This is a genomic window from Archangium violaceum, from assembly GCF_016887565.1.
In the GTDB taxonomy this organism is placed as follows: Bacteria; Myxococcota; Myxococcia; order Myxococcales; family Myxococcaceae; genus Archangium; species Archangium violaceum_B.
In genome coordinates this window covers 8,612,001-8,624,534 of the sequence record NZ_CP069396.1, presented here as the reverse complement: position 1 = coordinate 8,624,534, position 12,534 = coordinate 8,612,001, and the positions used below count along the sequence as shown (strand labels likewise).

The following is a 12,534-nucleotide window of genomic DNA, read 5'->3' as shown; positions in this document are numbered from 1 at the left end:
TGTGGCGCGTGCGGTTGTGCTCCCACCGTTACCCGATGTCGAGCGGGGAGGGCACCTGCGGAGAAAAAGGACAACGCGTGGCGTTGATTGTCCCTTTTTTCCACGGCCTCCCGGGTCTCCCCAGGGATGTCGCAAATGGAACAAGCCTTGCTGGGGCGTGGCGGGTTTTACCACCCAAGGTCATTGGAACGCCAAGTTCCTGGAGCCCACTCATCATGAATCGACTGATCAATCCCCTGATGGCCGCGTCGGTGGTCCTGCTCGCTTCCGCCTGCGCGAAGCTGGAGCGGATCGAGGTGTCCCCGGCGAAGGTGGAGCTGGCCGAGGCCGGCCAGGCCGTCACCCTGTCGGCCCGCGGACTTACCGAGGACGGCAAGCCCGTGGAGAAGGCGCAGTTCGAGTTCGTCACCAGCGACGCGCAGGTGGCCACCGTGGACGCCACCGGCAAGGTGACGGCGGTGAAGAGCGGCTCGGCCTCCATCACCGTGAAGTCCGGTGAGAAGAGCGCCTCGGCCCCGGTGGAGGTGGTCATCCCCTCCGCCATCGTCATCAAGGGCGCGCCCTTCACGCTCACGGGCATCGGCTCGCAGGCGACGGTCGAGGCCGAGGTGCAGGACGACGCCAGCCGCCCCGTGAAGGACGCGAAGCTGGAGTACGCCGCCGCCGACGCCAACGTGGTGGAGGTGAGTGGCAATCAGCTGGTGGCCAAGGGCGTGGGCACCGCGTCCGTGACGGCGACCTCCGGCAAGCTGAAGCAGGCCTTCGACGTCACCGTGAAGCTGCCCGACGTGGACACGGTGGCCTTCGAGACCGTGCCGGCCACCCTGAAGGTCGGTGAGAGCGCCTCGCTCGCCGTGGTCGCCAAGGCCACCGACGGCGCCGCCATCCAGGGCGTCTCCTTCACCTTCACCACCAGCGACGAGAAGGTCGCCACCGTGGACGCCACCGGCAAGGTGACGGCCGTGAAGGCGGGCGCCGTGACGATCAAGGCCGAGGGTGGCAGCAAGGCCGCCGAGACCAAGCTGACCATCAAGAAGAAGTAGGCGGCAGGGGCGGGCGGGGCCCGGTGGCCGCGACTACTTCGCGGCCACGAACTCGAAGGAGACCTGGGCCTCCTCGCCTTCCTTCACCGTCACCTGGGCCGTCTTCGTGCCGAGCGTCTCGTGCCAGGCCTCCAGGGTGTACGTCCCCGGCGGCACGCCCTGGAGGCTGAAGGCGCCGTCCTCGGTGGAGGTGGCGAAGTAGGGGTTGGGGTTCACCACCACCCAGGCCGTCATCCACGGGTGGATGTCGCACTTGAGGCGGATGATCTCCGCGTCCTGGGGAGGCCTGGCCTCCCGCGTCTTGAGGGGCGGCTGGGTCACGTTGAAGAGCTGCTTGCTTCCCGCCATGCCCCGCACGTTGTGCAGCGTGCCGTCGCTGTTCATGAACACCAGCGGCTGGCCGCTCACGGCGCCCTGCACGCGCGGCTGGTAGGTGCACCGGTTCTGGTCCACCACCACCATGGAGCTCGGCGGCGTGGTGGGCTGGCCGGGCACGTTGCCCTGCACGCGCACCAGGACGTTGGCCAGCTTGCCCTCCCGCACGTGCACGGGCTGCTCCACCAGGTCCATGCCGTCACAGTTCGGATCCGTGCCGGGGATGATGGGGGTGGCGGCGGGGGGAGTGCCCTTGAAGGTGACGACGCCGCGCACGGTGCCACCGCCCTTGGGGGCCTGGGCGGCCTCGTCCTGGGGCAGGGGCGTGTCGGCGGGCAGGGGCGCGGCCTTGATGGGGGCCTCGGCCGGGGCCTGGGGGACGGCGGGGGCGGGAGGGGCCTCGTCCTTCTTGCAGCCCGTCAGGGCCGAGAGTCCCACGGCACCGAGTACCGTCAGGCCCAACGTACGCAGCTTCATCTGTGCAGTCTCCTCACACTGTCGGTACGCGCCGGGGGGAGCGCGAACCTGGGTGGGGAAGGTCCGTATCTGTCGTAACAGAAAAGCGGGTCTGGGAGCCAATAGGTAGGGCCTGGGAAGGAGGACGTGCTCGGGTGCCTCCCGAGGTAGCGGGCTCCCGTTCAGTCCCGCGGTTCCGTGGCGCGTGGCATCGCGCGCGTGCTGCGGAAGCCGCGCCAGCGCACGTAGCGGGTGAAGTCGCGCACGAAGGCATCCGGGGGCAGGCCGATCGCGGCCTCGAAGGCCTCCGGGAAGTTCTTCCCGCCCTTCATCTCGCGCAGCAGGGCGCGCACCGAGTCCTCGCCGTAGCGCTGCAGGAGGAACGCGAAGGCCTGGTGGGCCACGCCGTAGAGGAGGTTGGAGTCGTCCCGGTACAGCTCGCCCGGATTGCGCAGGGGATCCCTCTCGGGGAAGCGCTCCAGGTGGCGGGCGATCTCCTCCAGGGACACCCACCGGTAGGACTGCTCCGCCGTGTATGAGGCCATGCCCTCGCGGAACCAGAGGGGAATCTGCTTGCGCGACCAGCCGAGCCGGTCCGCCGCGAGCTGGTACATCAGGTTGTGGGTGAGCTCGTGGAGGATGAGCTCGTTGAGCTGCGGCTGGGTGGCACCGGACAGTCCCCAGGTGGAGGGGGCCTGCACCAGCAGCTCGTCGTAGCGGCCCCAGGCGCGCAGCCAGTCGACGCCGTGCTGCTCGGTGGCGGCCTCCAGCGACGCGTGGTCGGGCATCACCTTGAGGGTGATGGGCTCGCGCAGCGTGCCCCAGCGCTCGAGCCGGGGCAGGGCGTGCTCCACGGCTTTTTGGATGCGGGCGGCGTCCTTCGCGTCCGCGCGGATGTACTCGATGCGGAACAGACCGGAGGGGCTCTCCATGGAGGACTCGAGGGCCGCCTCGGGCGTCGCCAGCCTCCTGGGCGCGGCACATGCTGGGAGGAGCAGCCACAACGCCACCACCGCCACCCGCCCCACGCCTCCCAGCCCACTGCCATCGCGCATCGAGTTCCTCATTCCACGTCCAACCAGCGGAGCACCGTGCGGCCCACGTCCGCCACGGTGGCCAGGGCCTCCAACTCGGGCGCTGGCGGCCCGAAGTAGAGCACGGGGACGGGATTGAGGGTGTGTGAACGGGTAGTCAAGTCCTCCACGTTCCCATGGTCGCTGCACACCAGCACGCGCGCCTCGGGGGGACGGGTGGAGATGACGGCCCGGGCGAAGGCATCGAAGGTGTCGAGGGCCTCGCGGGCGGCGGCGAAGTCGCGGGCATGCCCGGCCTCGTCCGCCAGGTAGTGCTCGAAGAAGGTGAAGTCCACCTCGCCGGCCACCCGCCAGAAGACCTCGGCGGCCTCGGCCGGGGTGCGCTGGGGGACGGCGGTCATGCCCCGGGCCCGGGCCCGCTCACCGGTGATGTCATGGGTGAGACCGTGGCCGGCCCGGGCGTCCTCGAAGGTGCGCAGGGCGACGTTACCGGCGGTGAAGGCCAGGGTGGTGGCCGAGGCCTTCAGGCGCCGCAGGGCGGCCGGGGGCAGGGTGAACTCGGGGCCGCTGGTGGAGGGGCGCCGGTGGAGCTTGAGCGCGTCCAGGTAGGCCACGGGGTAGCTGTTGGCGAAGGTGGCGGTGCGGCCCGCGGCCACCAGGCGCTTGATGATGGAGTGCTGGGAGAGGATGTCGCGCAGGGGCTTGTCCGGGTAGCCCAGCACGTGGCGGCCGATGAGGGTGGGGGCGGGCTGGCCGGTGAGGATGGCCGTCTGGTTGGAGGCGGACTGCGGGCGCCCGGCGACACCGAAGGTGGTGTCCACTGGGAAGCACTGGCCGCCCTCGGGGAGGGGGGCGCCGGGCGCGTCCTGGAACCGAGAGAGGAGGAGCTCCCTCCCGGCGAGGGGGTTCTGTTCCGGCTCGTTTCGTCCGATGCCAACACCATCGATGAACAGGACCGCGACGCGCATGGCGCCCGACTGTATCCTCGATGGGAGACCCCCATGGCCCTCCACGGCGATTTCTCCAGCTTCCCCCTGCCTGAATTGCTCCAATGGTTGGATAGCTCCCGGAAGACGGGAACGCTCCAGCTCCTCTCCTGGGAAGGAGGCGAGCGAAAGCTCTTCCTGCTCTCGGGACAGGTACTGGCCGTGGCCAACGAGGGGCTCTGGGGCCGGGTGGCCCGGGTGCTCTCCCTGGCGAAGATGGCGGATGGCGCGGAGGTGCTGGCGGGCCTCAAGGCACTGCCACCGGGGGGGGAGGACGTGGACGCCGTCCTGCGCAACCACAAGGTGGAGCCGAAGCTGGTGCGCGAGCTGGTGCGCGAGGAGATGTTCGGCTCCATGGTGGACCAGACGCGGGGAGGGCATGGCGCCTTCCACTGGACGGAGGACCTGGACCGCGGGGGCGAGGAGTGGGCGCCCTGTGAGATGAGCCTCCGGGAGCTGCTCTTCGAGTCGCTGCGGTGGGTGGACGAGCAGCCGGACGTGGACCGGGTGCTGCCCGGGGACGCGTTGACGGTGCGCTCGAAGGTGCAGCCAAGCCCGCGCCAGCCGCTGCTGCACCGGATTCTCCTGACGATGTGCGCGGGAGGGCAGAACCTGGGGCGGCTGAGGCTGTCGCTGAGCCTGTCGCGCTCGTCGGTGACGCGCCGCGTGTTCGAGCTGTTGAGGGCGAAGCAGGTGGAGGTGGAGGGGGCGCCGGAGGTGGTGGTGGATCCGGTGACGGACATGCTGGAGAAGGGCGCGGTGCTGGTGCGCGAGGGGCAGTACGACGCGGCGGAGCTGGTGTGTGCGTCGTTGCTGGCGAGTGACCCGGCGGACCGGCGGGTGCGCGAGTTCGCGCGGATGGTGCAGAGCGAGCACGTGGCGGCGCTGTACGCGGAGCTGCCGCCGCTGGCCGTGCCGCTGCTGCGGCCGGACCCGGAGGCGCAATCACTGCTCAAGCAGGAGGAGCGGCAGCTGGCGGGGCTCGTCAACGGCTCGTGGGACGTGTCGACGCTGGTGCTGGCCAGTCCCGCGCGCGAGCTGGAGACGCTGAAGACCCTGGCCAAGCTGATGCGGATGGGCCTGTTGCAATTGCGCTAGTACGACCTGGTCACTTGGTTCTACCCGGTCACTTGCCGAGGGCGGCTATGCTTCTTCGAGGGGAAATCCTCCTTGAGGAACGAGCAAAGTGACCTCATGGTACTAGATCGTTGCAGTGGTCGTGCGATCTCTCCACGCCACACTCTTTGGCGCGTCAGTGACGCCGTCTGTTCGAGTCAAATGCGCCACCGTATTGAAGCAGTTTGGATGGGAGGTCGAACACATCCGTACGCGTCTTCACTCCTTTCGCGCGATGTTTGTTGCTCGAAACAGGCTTACTGGGCTCGCGAGGGGTCGCTTTTTTCACTGGTAATGCGCGCCCGACCACGATTCGGCGGCCAGTCCGAACAGCAGCAGGAACAACAGGCGCAGAGCCTGCTTCGACGATTTGCACCCCATGAACTTTGCGTAGGTGCTTTTTCATGCGCGCGACTTTCACGGATGCACCACACGTCGGACAGGGTTTCCGAGATTGCTTTTGGTCCTGAGCGGTCGAGGGACTCGTGAGCCTTGGGGGCACCGCTGGTCGCTTTGAAAGAAGTCGGTTCGCACAGGATTTTGCATGAGCCCGAATTTTCGATCGTAGTATACGTTTGGAGCACGAACTACACGTCTCGTAGAGAAATGTCCTCGGGCACGCCGTGAGATGCTCCTTGAAGGTTCGTTTTGTCATCCAGACTCGACAGCCTGGGCACTGACTCTTGGGACCTTCGAGCGCTTTGCGAACCTTTGTGGGCACGTTCAGTCGAGGCACGGAGTTCGCTGCAACGACGACTGTGCTTTTGGGTTGAGCAATCTTCTTGGGACGGTTCTGTGATCTTGCACGTGGTGGAGGAGCGGACCGGGCCGCGTCAGTAACGAACCCTTTGCCCCCGCAGAAATAGCACGCCTCATTCGCTCCCGCACACGGGCAAGGCCTCATGAGCACCTCCATCCCGAAGCTTAGCGCAGTGCCTACATTCCTGCTGGCAGAGAGCACGACTACATAGAGGACGTAAATGTTCGCCCTGCCCGTGGTGATGCGATGTCCACCGCTCATGGACCCCCAGCCGGGCAGTTCCGTTCCACTTGGAGTCGGGACGACGCGCGCAGAGCGCTGACACGTTGCCCGTCTCGCGTGCTCCGCTCCACCGGCTCGCCGGTCAGGTGTCAAAGAATGCGAGCGACGAGGCCCGGCATGCCCCGCGGCGGGAAAGAGAAGAGAGGAAACTGGGTCGAGAACTCTCCCCGCTTCCACCGAGCTGGGGCTTTGGGTTCACCGGAGAACCTGAGGGAGTCTGATAAGCGATGACTCGTCAGGTGGGCAGCTCGAGTGTCCGGGAGGAGCCCACGTGTTGAAATCCGAGACGCTCGTACACCCGCCGTGCCGGATTGCCATCGCTCACGACGAGGCTCAGCACCGGTGGTTCCGCTCGATTCGAGAGCCACAGGGCACGGCGCAGCAGCGCGGTCCCGACGCCGGCATACCGGGGCGCGGGGTTCCGGTACAACTCGAGCACCCACGGGCCTCCATGAGGAGGGCTCCCCTCACGAAGGGTGACGAGGCAGGCGCCGACAACCGTGTCACCCTCGAGAGCGAGGCCGCTGCACGGCAGGAGAGGGCCGAGTACCTCTCCGGCGAGCATTCGCGCCACCTCGTGTCGTGCCTCCTCGGGTGTCCATCCGGAGTGGTCCGGGTGGCCGGGTGGGTAGGCCGCGAGCAATGCGGGCACCAGTTCCTCGGCGCTCCGGTCGATTGGAGTGAGACGGCAGCTTCCTGGCGCTTCGGGGAAGGCCCACGAGGAGGCGGCGGGAGAAACTCCCAGGTCCCGGGAGTAGCTGTGCGCATGCCTCACGACCCGGGCCCCCGGTCGATGAGTGCCAGGGCGAGGGCCTCGTCATCCGTGGAGAGAGCCCAGCCATGAAGGGGCGCGAGCAGCACATCGGCACAGCGGGTCGCGTCCACGCCCGGTGCGCGCCACGCGAGGTCCGCCCAGGGCCGCCCCTCGCGCGTGGAGAGCGAGTAGGTGAGGATCGCGGCTCCCGAGGCATCACGGACGGCGTGTCGCGGGAGACCCGCGTGGACCCAGGGGTCTCCCTGAGAAGTCGTGTTGTTGTCGTTCATATGTGCTTGCGCAAAGGGCAACGGTCGCAGAGTCCTTGCTGCTGGCCAGATGTCAAGGAATGCGAGCGACGAGGCCCGGCACGACACGCGGCGGCTGTGCGCCCGGCCCTGCCTGCGTGGTCCCAGCGCGCAGCTGGATTTCGGCGCCAATCAGCGCGCCCTCCTCGCGCACCCTGCTCTTGGGGCGGCGTGTCTCCACGACGGGCCACAGTCCCATCAACGGGGGTTCCCGCCCTTCGAGCAGCGCCGCGTGGATGCGGTCATGCCCGTCCAGCATGAGCCACTTCCCGAGGAGGTCCACGTAGAGCAGCAGCGCGGGCGGCAAGGTTCCGTCCCTCGCGCGCTTGCGCCAGCTCTTGATGCGGCCGTCCTCCGCGTCGGAGGGGGCGCGCAGGGGGAGCACGGTGCCCGGCTTCTGGTCCGGAATCTCCTCCCACCAGTTCTCCACCCAGGCCGGGCGGAAGCGCAGCACCGCATCCAGCGAGTGCGGCGGCATGGGCGGCTGGCCGAAGGACCACTCCATATGGTCCGGTGCACGCACGCAGTCATCGCCGCTCCCTCCCCTGGCCGCCCTATGCGTCACTCACAGGATTCCGTAGATTTGAACGCTTCAAGGAAGGAGCTCACATCCCGAGGTGCTACGTGATGCGTTGTTCACTGGTGCTGCTCTGCGTGGCCCTGATGGGGTGTGGCGGCGCTGCTCCAAGCGTCCGTCATGCCCCGGATGCGCAGAGGCGCTGTGCCTATGTCCCGTCCCGTGACGAGGCGGCCGGAGCCTGGAAGGAGGAGGTATCCTCAGCTCGCGCGGGTGTGCACGTGGTGCTTGTCGCGGCGGCGGGGGCTTCGCCCGTGGCTCCCCCTGCCCCAAGTCCGGCCCCTGCCCTGAAAGGGCTGTCGGGTGAGGGGCTGGGGAACGGCATTCCCCGGGGCGTGCTCAGGTTGGTGCTTGAAGGAGGCGCGGGCGCGGAGGTAGGGGCTGGCAGTGCCGCAGGGGAGGCGGTGGTGGTGGGGGGAGCGTTCGTCGCGGCCGTGGGCAGTGGGTTGCTGGTCTGCTTGACGGCTCGTGCGGCCCTGGATGGGGAGAAGACCCCCATCGAGATCGCGGACGAGTACTACGGCACACACTTCGGAGACGTGAAGGGGTGGGTTCAAGGTCAATACCCGGACGTGGCGCCTCCACCTGGCGCAGCAGCCGGGCTGAAGCCCGACGAGAAAGTTGGGAAAAGGCTGGGGCGCATCTATGTCACCTACACGAAGCTCAACAAGATGACCCACCGCTACTACGTGGGGCGGACGAGCATGATCGTTGAGCTCGCTGTGCCCCTTCGACTTCAGGCCGCGTTGGCGGTGCTCCTTCGAGATAGGAATCACCACTTGGACGAGAATACCGAACCCAAGGGCACTGTGTTCACCGAGGCGGAAGTCGATAAGTTCGATGTCGGGACTGCCGTTGACTATGACCGGAGATATGACGACGTTGTGTATTGGCGGATTCGCGGCAGAGAGCAGCAGTTGATGGATTCCCTGGGAGGGGCCCGCGCTGACACCGGAGCGCCTTATCGCACCGAGAATGCCGTGCGCGGCGTGGCGAAAGACAATCCACGAGGCAGAAGGTTCCACGACGCCGCCTCGGCGTTGTGGGGCCAACTTCACCCTTACACGGGATATTAGGGATGCCGCGGATCTACAAACCCGGGTCGTTCTTGAGAGTCCCTCTTGCTGACGGCTCATTCGCCTACGGCAGAGTGCTCAAGTTGCCGCATGATGCCTATTACGATTACAGGACGAACACTCCGGACTCCGACCTGGAGCGGATCGCTTCCAAGCCCATCCTCTTCAAGATTGCTGTCCGCCATATGGAGGAGAGGGCGTGGGAACTCATCGGGTGGAGGGAACTCGAGGAGCAGTTCTCCCAACCGATCGTCCAGTTCATGCAGGATCGTGCGAACTTTCGCGACTGCACGATCTTCGACACCGTCGGCAATGAGAGAAGTGCGGAACCCCAAGAGTGTGTCGGGCTTGAGCGCTTGGTCGTATGGGAAGAGGTGGGGGTTGAGGAACGCCTGCTCGACACCTTCATGGGGCGGCCCAACGCCACGGTGGAGCGCTTGATGGTGCGCCTGAAATAGGCACGCTCACAGGAGCGGACGCGGCTAAGAGAAGAGAGGAAAACCGGCCGAGAAACCTGGAGACGTCGTGGGCCGGGCCCTCGGACGCCTTTGTTTCCAACGACTACACCTTGCTGGAACCGGCGCACGCTGCGCGGCGGCCACTCACCAGTCGAAGCCGGCGACGAACAACTTCTGATCCGTCGGTCCGTGGCCACAGCTGCTGGAAGGAATGACGGTACCGGCTTCCAGCACGCCGCGGATCTCGCGCACCGCCTGTGACTCTCTGATGCAAGAAGGCCGATCCACGCTGGCCATCCGCGGATCCGGCCGCACGTGCTCCACCAACACGATGCTACTGCCGCGATTGAAGGGCTCGATGCGCACTTTGCCGCGGCGGTCGGGACTGAACCCACATGGCGCCGAGATCGCCAGCGGCATCACCAACGTCTCGCCACGCAGCAGCACGCAGCGACCATCGCGTTCGCCCAGTTGCAGTGCCTGGCCGGCGAACTGGACCTGGGTCAAAAGCGGGGCGGCGCCCGCCGGCACCGCGACTGGCTCTGCATGAGCACCTGCGGCGACCAACAGGGCGGTGGATAAGGTAACGAACACTGTGCTCAGTCTCACAATCAGGCCTTCCTTGAAAAATCGGGGCACAATCTGACAGATGCGGCGACGTGGCGGGCCGTGCAAACGACGCGGGCCGCCCGCGTCCGCGTCGTATCGGGCATGCGGGGAGCATTGCAAGCGTAGGTCCGTGCAACGTCGCAGCCCAGGAGCCGGCGCGGCGGATGGCATTCGCCACGCACGGCAGCGCATGGGAGCGGCCACTGCCTTGCGGCGTTCGTTCGGTCTGGCTCCTGGGTCGAGAAGGGCTGGCTGCGATGTGTCGAGGGCGGCGGTCCTGGCACCCCTCGGTGGTACAAGCTCGATCGCTCGACGCTCAATCGGCTGAGGGCCGCCAAGGCCCAGGGAAATGACTCCAGCGAACGCGGAGCTGCTCAAATATTACCTCACCCATCTCGGCGCGGAAGACGCGGCCGTGCTCTTCACGAACGAGGTCCCAACCTGAGTTGACTCGGCGGGCTTCGATGGGTACGGTCGTTGTTGCTCATTCGAGCCCTGACGAGGGCGACCCGTACCAGGAAGGAACGACGGGCCGTGGGAGGTGTTCCATGGCTTGGTTCGTCCTGATGCTCGCTGGTGTTCTCGAAGTCGTCTGGTCGCTCGGGCTCAAGTACACGCAGGGCTTCACGCGTCCGGTTCCGAGCATCATCACCGGGACGGCCATCGTCGCGAGCATGGTCTTGCTCGCACGAGCCGCACGCACGCTTCCGATCGGAACCGCGTACGCGGTCTGGGTCGGCATCGGCGTGGTCGGTGCTGCCATCGGCGGTGTCGTCCTCTTCGATGAGGCGATGTCTCCGCTGCGCGTCGTCTTCGTCGCGCTCCTCGTGGTGTCGATCGTTGGCTTGAAACTGACATCGACCACGTAGCGGCTGCGTGAATTTCTCGAAGACCTACCTCCTCACTCCCGAGAAGGTCGTCGTCATTGTCTCTGGTAAGTGGCACGGGCCATAAGGAAAGAAGGCAGCATGAAGAACAAAGATGCGGGCATAAGCACGGACCTACCTCTCGCGAAGATCTCGTCCGCTGAGTCATTGCTCGTCGCGGCAGGACGCGACCGACGCCCGGGGGCGCCGCTGAACCAGCCGCCCGTTCCCGCCTCGAACTTCATCCTCGGCACCGAGCGTGCCTACTCGCGAGACGACGGCACGCCAACGTGGGAAGCGCTGGAGGAGATCGTCGGACTCCTGGAGGGAGGCCACACCGTCGCATTCTCCTCAGGCATGGCTGGTGTCGCCGCAGTCTTCGATCAACTGCGCGTCGGGGCGCAGGTCGTGATCCCAGACGATTGTTACCAGGGCGTGGTCGGGCTCGCCGAACTTGGGAAGCAGAAGGGCCTCTGGAGTCTCCGCAGATTGGCCGTTGACGATACAGCCGGGTGGGTGCGGGCTTGCGCGGACGCAGATCTCATCTGGCTGGAATCTCCGTCGAACCCGTTGCTGACGGTGGCCGACGTGCGCACCATCTGTTCGGCCGCCCGAAAGCCATCTGCCCTCTTGGCGATCGACAATACGTTCGCGACCTCCCTGAATCAGCGGCCGCTCGAGCTGGGCGCTGACGTCTCCTTCCAGTCGGCAACCAAGTTCATCGGTGGGCACTCGGACCTGCTCGCTGGGGTGGTCACCGTGAGACGTGACGATCTCCGCGCAGCCTTGCGGCGCTCACGTGAGCTGAACGGAGCTACGCCCGGCGCACTCGAGTCATTCCTCGCGGTGCGTGGTGCGCGCACGATGGCGCTCAGGCTCGAACGCGCCCAGGCCAACGCGATGATCCTTGCTGAGCGCCTGCATGCGCACCCTCGTGTCGCGTTTGTCCGGTACCCGGGACTTAGCAGCCACCCGACGCACTCGGTTGCGCGCGAACAGTTGAAAGGTTTCGGCACCATCATCTCGTTCGATGTTCGTGGCGAGGCTGCGGCGGCCGACAAGGTGTGTTCGCGGGTCAGGCTCATTCATCACGCCACGAGCTTGGGGGCTGTGGAGTCGACGATTGAACGCCGTGCAGGCATCCCCGGCCAGGAGCATCTGCCCCCATCACTCCTCAGGTTGAGCGTCGGAATCGAGAATGTCGAAGAGCTCTGGGAAGACCTCGCAGCGGCCCTGCGAGACGAGTAGGTCGCCCGGGCCGACGCGCTCGAGCAAGCCGGCGTACCTCTACCTGTTCAGCGCCCCACCTTCCTGGAGAGGTTGGCGCGCAGGTATTGCATGAAGCCGGCGAGCGTTGCCCCCCGGGCCCATACCAGCAGGTGGAAGTGGTTGGAGGCGAAGGTGAATGTGTGCAGCCGCACATTGCCGGCGCTTTGCTGGACGGCTCGCGCCAGCACGCCACCGACCACCTCGTTCACCTCCGTGCTGGGATGCAGTAGCAGCCGCCCCTGAAAGCACCTGGACGTGACGAAATAGAAGCCCTCCTCCTGGAACATCCTCAGCGGCCAGCCCATCCCCATCCCCTACGCACGAGTCATCAGGCCGGATGCATCCTGTGGACCAGTTTCAAGTCCTCGGAAAGACTTGAAGAGCGGTCGGTTACCCGTCCACGCCCGAGCATCGTTCTCGCTCAAGCCCCTTGCTTCGAATCCTTTGACACCGTCTCTGTCTGGCGGGCGTGGTGCTTACCCTGGCGCAGCCGCTGTCAACACGCCCCAACTCCCTGCTTCTCTCCTCATGCGAGGGAGGCCAGGGCAGGGGTGTGCCCCAAGGG

14 protein-coding genes are annotated in these 12,534 nt (G+C 66.5%); 6 read left to right on the top strand and 8 right to left on the bottom strand.

Translation table 11 applies throughout. The annotated features are described in order from the left end of the window. Positions 1-215 precede the first annotated feature (215 nt). Positions 216-1,043: an Ig-like domain-containing protein gene (locus JRI60_RS34320; protein ID WP_204220142.1), complete on the top strand. Its 828-nt coding sequence runs from the start codon at positions 216-218 to the stop codon at positions 1,041-1,043. A gap of 33 nt (positions 1,044-1,076) precedes the next feature. Here the strand turns inward: JRI60_RS34320 and JRI60_RS34315 are convergent, their stop codons facing one another. The 3 genes from JRI60_RS34315 to JRI60_RS34305 form a co-directional block, all read right to left on the bottom strand. Then, the gene (locus tag JRI60_RS34315) at positions 1,077-1,895 is read right to left on the bottom strand and encodes a carboxypeptidase regulatory-like domain-containing protein (protein ID WP_204220141.1); all 819 of its coding nucleotides are present in this window, start codon (positions 1,893-1,895) and stop codon (positions 1,077-1,079) included. Between the two features lie 161 nt (positions 1,896-2,056). Continuing rightward, entirely contained in the window at positions 2,057-2,929 is an 873-nt protein-coding gene (locus JRI60_RS34310) for a peptidase MA family metallohydrolase (RefSeq protein WP_239469868.1), read from the bottom strand. Positions 2,930-2,937: 8 nt separating this feature from the next. After that, the gene (locus JRI60_RS34305) at positions 2,938-3,876 is read right to left on the bottom strand and encodes a metalloenzyme (RefSeq protein WP_204220140.1); all 939 of its coding nucleotides are present in this window, start codon (positions 3,874-3,876) and stop codon (positions 2,938-2,940) included. Positions 3,877-3,909: 33 nt separating this feature from the next. On the opposite strand from JRI60_RS34305, the gene JRI60_RS34300 reads away from it, so the two are divergent. Further along, a complete protein-coding gene (locus JRI60_RS34300) occupies positions 3,910-4,992 on the top strand; it encodes a DUF4388 domain-containing protein (protein ID WP_204220139.1) in 1,083 nt (360 codons plus the stop codon). 1,295 nt (positions 4,993-6,287) lie between these two features. Here JRI60_RS34300 and JRI60_RS34295 read toward each other — a convergent pair. From JRI60_RS34295 to JRI60_RS34285, 3 genes are all read right to left on the bottom strand, one after another. Then, entirely contained in the window at positions 6,288-6,617 is a 330-nt protein-coding gene (locus JRI60_RS34295; protein ID WP_239470873.1) for a GNAT family N-acetyltransferase, read from the bottom strand. Between the two features lie 206 nt (positions 6,618-6,823). Then, positions 6,824-7,096, bottom strand: coding sequence for a hypothetical protein (locus tag JRI60_RS34290; protein ID WP_204220137.1), 273 nt, complete (start codon positions 7,094-7,096; stop codon positions 6,824-6,826). A 52-nt stretch (positions 7,097-7,148) separates the two neighbouring features. After that, positions 7,149-7,637, bottom strand: a complete 489-nt coding sequence (locus JRI60_RS34285) for a hypothetical protein (RefSeq protein WP_204220136.1) — start codon at positions 7,635-7,637, stop codon at positions 7,149-7,151. A gap of 269 nt (positions 7,638-7,906) precedes the next feature. Here JRI60_RS34285 and JRI60_RS34280 point away from each other — a divergent pair, with 269 nt between their 5' ends. Together JRI60_RS34280 and JRI60_RS34275 are read left to right on the top strand one after the other, a co-directional pair. Beyond that, entirely contained in the window at positions 7,907-8,767 is an 861-nt protein-coding gene (locus JRI60_RS34280; RefSeq protein WP_204220135.1) for a hypothetical protein, read from the top strand. Positions 8,768-8,769: 2 nt separating this feature from the next. Next, positions 8,770-9,225, top strand: a complete 456-nt coding sequence (locus JRI60_RS34275; protein WP_204220134.1) for an immunity 26/phosphotriesterase HocA family protein — start codon at positions 8,770-8,772, stop codon at positions 9,223-9,225. Positions 9,226-9,369: 144 nt separating this feature from the next. On the opposite strand, the gene JRI60_RS34270 is transcribed toward JRI60_RS34275, so the two are convergent. Next, positions 9,370-9,819, bottom strand: a complete 450-nt coding sequence (locus JRI60_RS34270) for a hypothetical protein (protein WP_204220133.1) — start codon at positions 9,817-9,819, stop codon at positions 9,370-9,372. 563 nt (positions 9,820-10,382) lie between these two features. Between JRI60_RS34270 and sugE the strand changes: the two genes are divergently transcribed. Both sugE and JRI60_RS34260 read left to right on the top strand, forming a co-directional pair. Further along, on the top strand, positions 10,383-10,703 hold the full coding sequence (gene sugE / locus JRI60_RS34265; protein ID WP_204220132.1) for a quaternary ammonium compound efflux SMR transporter SugE: 321 nt from the start codon (positions 10,383-10,385) through the stop codon (positions 10,701-10,703). Between the two features lie 99 nt (positions 10,704-10,802). Next, a complete protein-coding gene (locus JRI60_RS34260) occupies positions 10,803-11,948 on the top strand; it encodes a trans-sulfuration enzyme family protein (protein WP_204220131.1) in 1,146 nt (381 codons plus the stop codon). Between the two features lie 47 nt (positions 11,949-11,995). Here JRI60_RS34260 and JRI60_RS34255 read toward each other — a convergent pair whose 3' ends face one another. Further along, positions 11,996-12,274, bottom strand: coding sequence for a hypothetical protein (locus tag JRI60_RS34255; RefSeq protein WP_239469867.1), 279 nt, complete (start codon positions 12,272-12,274; stop codon positions 11,996-11,998). Between the last annotated feature and the right edge of the window lie 260 nt (positions 12,275-12,534).

What these genes read in the sequence shown, in the direction of transcription:
- JRI60_RS34310 (WP_239469868.1), bottom strand. Translation starts at nt 2,929, where the DNA reads ATGCGCGATGGCAGTGGGCTGGGAGGCGTGGGGCGGGTGGCGGTGGTG.
- JRI60_RS34315 (WP_204220141.1), bottom strand. Translation starts at nt 1,895, where the DNA reads ATGAAGCTGCGTACGTTGGGCCTGACGGTACTCGGTGCCGTGGGACTC.
- sugE (WP_204220132.1), top strand. Translation starts at nt 10,383, where the DNA reads ATGGCTTGGTTCGTCCTGATGCTCGCTGGTGTTCTCGAAGTCGTCTGG.
- JRI60_RS34255 (WP_239469867.1), bottom strand. Translation starts at nt 12,274, where the DNA reads ATGGGCTGGCCGCTGAGGATGTTCCAGGAGGAGGGCTTCTATTTCGTC.
- JRI60_RS34290 (WP_204220137.1), bottom strand. Translation starts at nt 7,096, where the DNA reads ATGAACGACAACAACACGACTTCTCAGGGAGACCCCTGGGTCCACGCG.
- JRI60_RS34320 (WP_204220142.1), top strand. Translation starts at nt 216, where the DNA reads ATGAATCGACTGATCAATCCCCTGATGGCCGCGTCGGTGGTCCTGCTC.
- JRI60_RS34275 (WP_204220134.1), top strand. Translation starts at nt 8,770, where the DNA reads ATGCCGCGGATCTACAAACCCGGGTCGTTCTTGAGAGTCCCTCTTGCT.
- JRI60_RS34260 (WP_204220131.1), top strand. Translation starts at nt 10,803, where the DNA reads ATGAAGAACAAAGATGCGGGCATAAGCACGGACCTACCTCTCGCGAAG.
- JRI60_RS34300 (WP_204220139.1), top strand. Translation starts at nt 3,910, where the DNA reads ATGGCCCTCCACGGCGATTTCTCCAGCTTCCCCCTGCCTGAATTGCTC.
- JRI60_RS34295 (WP_239470873.1), bottom strand. Translation starts at nt 6,617, where the DNA reads ATGCTCGCCGGAGAGGTACTCGGCCCTCTCCTGCCGTGCAGCGGCCTC.
- JRI60_RS34305 (WP_204220140.1), bottom strand. Translation starts at nt 3,876, where the DNA reads ATGCGCGTCGCGGTCCTGTTCATCGATGGTGTTGGCATCGGACGAAAC.